This is a genomic window from Nonomuraea sp. NPDC001684, assembly GCF_053596515.1.
The window spans coordinates 1-5,129 of the sequence record NZ_JBSFGJ010000578.1; the positions used below are offsets into that span (position 1 = coordinate 1).

The 5,129-nt window shown below is 71.7% G+C and carries 7 protein-coding genes; all 7 read right to left on the reverse strand.

Going from position 1 to position 5,129, the window contains the following annotated elements; genetic code table 11:
- Positions 1–441, reverse strand: a 441-nt coding sequence (locus ACWCSD_RS47560; RefSeq protein WP_449925576.1) for a tryptophan synthase subunit alpha, incomplete at its 3' end; no start/stop codon positions are given.
- Positions 442–526: 85 nt separating this feature from the next.
- The gene (gene trpB, locus ACWCSD_RS47565; RefSeq protein WP_449925587.1) at positions 527–1,732 is read right to left on the reverse strand and encodes a tryptophan synthase subunit beta; all 1,206 of its coding nucleotides are present in this window, start codon (positions 1,730–1,732) and stop codon (positions 527–529) included.
- Positions 1,733–1,770: 38 nt separating this feature from the next.
- Positions 1,771–2,610 (reverse strand): indole-3-glycerol phosphate synthase TrpC, encoded by an 840-nt coding sequence (gene trpC, locus ACWCSD_RS47570; protein WP_125630391.1) that lies wholly within the window; start codon positions 2,608–2,610, stop codon positions 1,771–1,773.
- Between the two features lie 119 nt (positions 2,611–2,729).
- Entirely contained in the window at positions 2,730–3,161 is a 432-nt protein-coding gene (locus ACWCSD_RS47575; RefSeq protein WP_358293872.1) for a DUF2752 domain-containing protein, read from the reverse strand.
- A 20-nt stretch (positions 3,162–3,181) separates the two neighbouring features.
- Positions 3,182–3,754, reverse strand: a complete 573-nt coding sequence (locus tag ACWCSD_RS47580; RefSeq protein ID WP_357968152.1) for a CD225/dispanin family protein — start codon at positions 3,752–3,754, stop codon at positions 3,182–3,184.
- A 144-nt stretch (positions 3,755–3,898) separates the two neighbouring features.
- Positions 3,899–4,597 carry a DUF4190 domain-containing protein gene (locus ACWCSD_RS47585; RefSeq protein WP_449925581.1) on the reverse strand — a complete coding sequence of 233 codons (699 nt, stop codon included), beginning with the start codon at positions 4,595–4,597 and terminating at the stop codon, positions 3,899–3,901.
- Positions 4,598–4,704: 107 nt separating this feature from the next.
- Complete coding sequence (locus ACWCSD_RS47590; protein WP_449925584.1) at positions 4,705–5,022, reverse strand: Trp biosynthesis-associated membrane protein; 318 nt, start codon at positions 5,020–5,022, stop codon at positions 4,705–4,707.
- Positions 5,023–5,129: the final 107 nt, after the last annotated feature.

The window sequence follows — 5,129 nt, forward strand, 5'->3', positions numbered from 1 at the left end:
CGGCTCCGACAGGTTCACCGAGGCGGTGCGCCACGGCTCGGACTCCTCCGGCGTCAGGTCGGGCGTGATCGTGCCCACGCCGCCCGCGTTGGCCAGGTCACGGGCGAACCGGTCGGCGCCGTAGCGGTCGATCGGGTTCCAGTACGTCATGACGAGCGTGGCGGCCCCGGTGGCGGCGACCCCCTCGACGGTGCGCATCACGTCGGCGATGCGGGTGCCGTTGAGCAGCGAGCGGTGCACCGCGTCCTGGATCGTCGGCCCGTCCATGAGCGGGTCGGAGTAGGGCAGGCCGATCTCGATGACGTCGCAGCCCGCCTCGACCAGGGCCGCGGCGGCGGCGATCGCGCCGTCCTTGGACGGGAAGCCGGCAGGCAGGTAGCCGACGAGCGCGGCCCGGTTGTCCGCCTTCGCCTTGGCGAAAACCGTCTGAAGAGTCGTCATGTCTGTCCGTTTCGAAGGTCGAGTCCCACCATGATGCCCTGCCGCAGGCCGTCGTCCGGTCACCCGCGCCGCGCTGCCGGGGGCGTCAGAGGTTGAAGTACTTCATGGCGGTGCCCATGTCCTTGTCGCCGCGCCCGGACAGGTTGACCAGGATCGTCGAGTCGGGGCCGAGCTCGCGGCCCAGCTTCAGCGCGCCCGCCAGCGCGTGGGAGGACTCGATGGCCGGGATGATGCCCTCGGTCCTGGCCAGCAGCGAGAACGCCGCCATGGCCTCGTCGTCGGTTATGCCGTGGTAGGTGGCGCGGCCGGAGTCCTTCAGCCAGGCGTGCTCGGGGCCGACGCCCGGGTAGTCGAGGCCGGCCGAGATCGAGTGGGACTCGATCGTCTGGCCCTCGTCGTCCTGGAGCACGTACGTGCGCGAGCCGTGGAGCACGCCCACCGAACCGGCGGTGAGGGTGAGCGCGTGCTCGCCGCTCTCCAGGCCGTGGCCGGCCGCCTCGTAGCCGTGCAGGGCCACGCCCTCGTCGCCGATGAAGGCGTGGAAGATGCCGATGGCGTTGCTGCCGCCGCCGACCGCCGCGCACACCGCGTCGGGCAGCCCGCCGGTCAGCTCCAGCATCTGGCGACGGGCCTCGACGCCGATGATGCGGGCGAAGTCGCGCACGATCTCGGGGAACGGGTGGGGCCCGGCGACGGTGCCGAACAGGTAGTGGGTGGTGTCGACGTTGGTCACCCAGTCGCGGAACGCCTCGTTGATGGCGTCCTTCAGCGTCTTGGAGCCGTTGTGGACGGGCACCACGGTGGCGCCGAGCAGCTTCATCCGGGCCACGTTGAGCGCCTGGCGCTCGCAGTCGACCGCGCCCATGTAGATGACGCACTCCAGGCCGAGCAGGGCGGCCGCGGTGGCCGTGGCCACGCCGTGCTGGCCTGCGCCGGTCTCGGCGATCACCCGCTTCTTGCCCAGGCGCCTGGTCAGCAGCGCCTGGCCGAGCACGTTGTTGATCTTGTGGGCGCCGGTGTGGGTGAGGTCTTCCCGCTTGAGCACGATACGCGCGCCGCCGGCCTCCTGGCTGAAGCGCGCGACGTCGGTCAGCGTGGTCGGCCGGCCGGCGTAGGTGCGCAGCAGGTGGTCGAACTCGCGCAGGAACTCGGGGTCGGTCTTGGCCTTGTCGTAGACGGCGGCCACCTCGTCGAGCGCGGGGATCAGCGCCTCGGGCACGTAGCGGCCGCCGAAGATGCCGAACTTGCCGTGCAGGTCGGGGTCGTTGCCGTACGCCGCGCCGCCGGCCAGGTCGGCGGCGCTGAGGATGGAGCCTTCGTTAGCCACTGCTATCCCTCTGCTGAGTGGTCGGGGCGCGTCGACGGGTGAGCGCCGGCGGTCACCAGCGCCTCCACGGCCTTGCGCGGATCCTTGCCGGTGACCAGGCTCTCCCCCACCAGGACGGCGTCGGCGCCACCCCTGGCGTAGGCGAGCAGGTCGTGCGGGCCGCGCACGCCCGACTCGGCGATCTTGATCACATTATCCGGGATCTTCGGCGCCAGCTTCGCGAAGACGTCGCGGTCGACCTCAAGAGTCTTCAAATTACGCGCGTTGACCCCGATGACCCGCGCCCCGGCGGCGACCGCCCGCTCCAGCTCCTCCTCGGTGTGCACCTCGACCAGCGGGGTGAGCCCGATGGACTCGGCCCGCTCGATCAGCGACACCAGCGCCTCCTGCTCCAGGCAGACGACCATCAGCAGCGCCAGGTCGGCGCCGTGGGCCCGGGCCTCCCAGAGCTGGTAGGAGGTGAGGATGAAATCTTTACGCAGGATGGGGATGTCGACGCGGGCGCGGACGGCCGCCAGGTCCTCCAGGCTGCCGCCGAACTTGCGCCGCTCGGTCAGCACGCTGATCACGTGGGCGCCGCCGGCCTCGTAGTCGGCCGCGAGCGCGGCGGGGTCGGCGATGGCGGCGAGCGCGCCCTTCGACGGGCTCGACCGCTTGACCTCGGCGATCACCGAGATCCTGTCACCCCCGAGGGCGGCCATCGCGTCTCTGGGCCCCTGGGCCCGCTCGGCTCGCCGCTTGAGCTCGTCGATCGACACGGCCTGCTGACGTGCGGCGAGATCGGCGCGCACCCCTTCGAGGATGTCGTCGAGGACACTCGGTCCTTCCGTCCGCTCACTCACGCGCTTGGGGTCCCTCCGGTTGACAGTGGGGGTGGCAGAGAGTTCGCCTCGCGTCCGCTCTCGGCCTTGTCCTGCGATGGTATCGGCCCCACCGGGGTCACCTCGCCACAGGGCCCGTACTACGGCGCGAGGAACGCCCCGAAGGGGAGGTTTCGGACGACCCAGTAGACCATCACGACCCCGAGGAAGGCCCACAGCCACGCCGGATGGGCCAAAGTGGTGCGCCGCGGCCTGCCCTGCCACGCCCGTACGACCCACCGGCCCCACCAGAACAGCAGGAACGGGATCATGGCGACGGCCAGCGGATTGAGCCCCAGGGCGGCCAGCGGGTCGAGGTGGGCCAGCGCGTGGATCGTGCGCAGCGTGCCGCAGCCCGGGCAGTAGAGGCCGGTGACCCACAGGAACGGGCAGGTCGGGTAGTGGCCGGGCTGGTTGGGGTCGACCACGCCGACCACGCCGACCACGGCCCCCGCCGCGGCCGCAACACCGAGCGGCGCGAGCAGGCCCTTCAGCCGCCCCGTCCCCCGCCGCCCGGTTGTTGCGATGTCCATGCCGTCAGTATCCCAGTCCGTCAGTACGAGCCGTAGCTGCTCGTCGAGGCGGCGAGCAGCACGAACACCACCACGTAGAAGATGATGAGCAGGACGATGGCGATGGCGCCGAAGATCAGGCTGCGCTTCCACCAGGTCTTGGCCTCCTCGGCCGCCTGCATGGCGCCCTGGATGTCGCCGACCTGCCACTTGGAGTTGACCTGCGACGACTTCACGATCGCCACGATGCCGAGGGGCAGGCAGCAGAACAGGGTGGTGAGGATCGCCGGGACCAGCTGGTTGTCCGGCGGGGTGCCGCCGCCACCGGGGCCGTAACCGCCACCGGGGTAGCCACCGGGCGGCTGCCCGTAACCGCCGCCAGGGGGCTGGCCGTAGCCGCCACCGCTCGGGGGCTGCTGGCCGTAGCCGCCACCGGGGGGCTGCTCACCATAGCCGCCGCCACTCGGGGGCTGCTGGCCGTAGCCGCCGCCGTAACCGCCGCCGCTGGGCGGCTGCTGGCCGTAGCCGCCACCACCGCTCGGCGGCTGCTGCCCGTAACCGCCGCCGGGCGGCTGGGCGCCGTAACCGCCGTCGCCCTGGTTTCCGTAACTCATGCTCGTGACTCCTCATGTCGTCAGCGTGAAGCGAGTTGCGCGCGGCAGCCTAGCGATAAAGCATTCCCTACGTGGACTAACGCCCACGTTGCGGACAATTCGTAATCACACCGCAAGCGGGGCGTCACGCTGCGCCCCGCCCGTTCACGAGTAGTCGCTGACGGAGGCCGCCGAGCCGATGCCGATCAGGGTCAGCCAGAACCCGCCGAAGAAGATCCAGAACAGCACGAACAGCACGACCATGATGTAGGAGGTCACCAGGCCGCCCATCGCCATGCCCTGCCCCTCCTCCCCCGTGCGCTTGATGCGGTTGAGCGCGATGTGGCCGAGGACGACGCCGACGATGCTGGTCGCGCCGCAGGTGACCAGGCCGACGATGCCCAGGATGAGCGAGGCCACCGCCATGCCGTTGGTGGAGCGGGGCTGCTGCGGGGCGCCGTACTGGCCGTAGCCGGGCTGGCCGTAGCCCTGCTGCCCGTAGTTCTGCTGGCCGTAGCCCGGCTGGGCGTAGCCGCCGCTCGGGGGCTGGGGCTGCTGGCCGTACCCCAAAGGCTCCTGGGGGTAGCTCGGCGGCTGCTGGTTGTAGCCGTAACCGCCGCCGCTGGGCGGCTGCTGGTTGTAGCCGCCGCCGCTCTGCGGCTGCTGGCCGTAGCCGCCACCGCTCTGCGGCTGCTGACCGTAACCCCCGCCGTGCTGGGGCTGCTGGCCGTAGCCGCCGCTCTGGGGCTGCTGGCCGTAGGCCGGGCCCTGGCCGTAGCCGCCGGTGGGCGGCTGCTGGCCGTAACCTCCGCCGGGGGGCTGCGCGCCGTGGCCCCCGCTGCCGCCCTGGTCCCCGTAGCTCATGAGCTGGCTCCTCTTGTCTTTTGGCGAGTTGCAACGGCAGCTTATTGAGAAAACGTTTGCCAAGCAGACAGAGGTTCAGAACCGTGGAGATTTCGTAACTACCGACCTCAGCGGGGTTCCGGGGACTCCGTCGGGTCGTCGCCGCGGTCGAGGGCGTCCCACAACTCGCGGTCCTCGTGACCCCTGCGGGCCGTGGCCGCGACCGCGCCCGGCCTGCCGCCCGCCCGCTCGTCCGTCGCGTCAGCGGCCCTGTCGTAGCGCGACGACATGCCCGCCCACCTGCCGCCGCGCACCGCCGCCAGCACGCCGCCGGCCAGGAGCAGCAACGCGCCGAGCCCGGCCACGACCGGCCAGCCCGGCACCGGCTCCCAGGGCAGGCCGGCCACCGCGCGGACCGCGTTGTGCTCGCGCAGCCAGCCGGTCACGGTGGCCGAGGCCAACCCCGCCCGGCTGGCCAAGGGCCGCCCCCGGCACCACCTGCTCATGCACCCCGGCGACCTGCGCGCCCGCGGGCTCACCGACGGCGCGCTGG

What these genes read in the sequence shown, in the direction of transcription:
- ACWCSD_RS47575 (WP_358293872.1), bottom strand. Translation starts at nt 3,161, where the DNA reads ATGGACATCGCAACAACCGGGCGGCGGGGGACGGGGCGGCTGAAGGGC.
- ACWCSD_RS47580 (WP_357968152.1), bottom strand. Translation starts at nt 3,754, where the DNA reads ATGAGTTACGGAAACCAGGGCGACGGCGGTTACGGCGCCCAGCCGCCC.
- ACWCSD_RS47585 (WP_449925581.1), bottom strand. Translation starts at nt 4,597, where the DNA reads ATGAGCTACGGGGACCAGGGCGGCAGCGGGGGCCACGGCGCGCAGCCC.